The sequence below is a fragment of the Pseudoalteromonas sp. MMG007 genome (genome assembly GCF_018100985.1).
GTDB lineage: Bacteria > Pseudomonadota > Gammaproteobacteria > Enterobacterales > Alteromonadaceae > Pseudoalteromonas.
The window spans coordinates 1-1,131 of sequence record NZ_JAGJEI010000041.1; the positions used below are offsets into that span (position 1 = coordinate 1).

A 1,131-nucleotide genomic window follows, 5' to 3' on the forward strand; every position below is an offset into this window, starting at 1 on the left:
TACTACCAGGCTCACCGGCCTTATAATACGGATTCGCCACAAAGCGGGATGCTGTCATATCTGGTTTATTCAGATAACCTCGAGCTAGCCCTACACCACCAATATACAACTCTCCTGGGACTCTCGGTGGGCATAGCGCCCCACTGCCACTGAGAACCAATAACTGAGTTTGTTTTACTGCCCGACCAATACTACCTACAACACTCGGAGAGACCTCCCCTAAAGTGGCATTTACCGTATACTCTGTCGGGCCATATGCATTCATCAAACGTGGGTGGCTATCTGTACGCGCAAACCACTGTTGCACAGCATGCTCACTGATCTTGTCCCCACCCACACTGATATGCCTAACACAATCAGCAACTGCTGCACTATCTCGTACCAACTCCTGCCAGAAAGCAGGCGGCAGATTTAACACACTCACCCTACTGGCTTCACACGATGACCAAAAATCTTGTGCCGATGACAACCAATCATCATTTCGCAACACCAACCCACAACCATTACACAAAGCACCAAATATCTCTTCTACGGACATGTCGAAACTCATAGGTGCAAACTGTAAAATTCGGTCGCTGCCCGTCAGCTCATAAACCTCTTTGAGAGTCGATACCAGATTCACCACACCATCGTGCGAAACCATAACCCCCTTAGGTTGACCCGTAGTGCCCGATGTATAAATCACATACGCAAGATGTTCACCGTTCAGCCCTGCTATCTCCGGTGCCTCCTCTGACGTTGAGCTAAACACATCAGGCTCATCCAGTAACAGACAATTCGTATTTGCGTTAGATAACAACATAGACACAGAAGCAGTGCTCAGTACCACTCTAACACCACTGTCCTGTATCATATAATCCAGACGTTCCTGTGGATAATCCGGTGATAATGGCACATAGCCACCGCCCGCTTTTAATATTCCCAAAATGCCCACTAACATCTGAGGGCTACGCTCCACACACAAACCAACTAAAACATCCGGACCTACGCCGTACTCTGTACGCAACACATTTGCAACTTGATTCGCACGACGATTCAACTCTCCATAACTCAAAAATTCACCATCACACACAACCGCTATCGCTTCTGGGTCAGCTTCTGCATGTTGCGTAAATAATGTGTGAATAGTTA

At 47.6% G+C, this 1,131-nt stretch carries 1 protein-coding gene; it reads right to left on the reverse strand.

Annotated features, from left to right (window positions below):
* Positions 1 to 1,131: amino acid adenylation domain-containing protein (locus J8L71_RS18315; RefSeq protein ID WP_211001795.1), on the reverse strand; the 1,131-nt coding region annotated here is incomplete at both ends.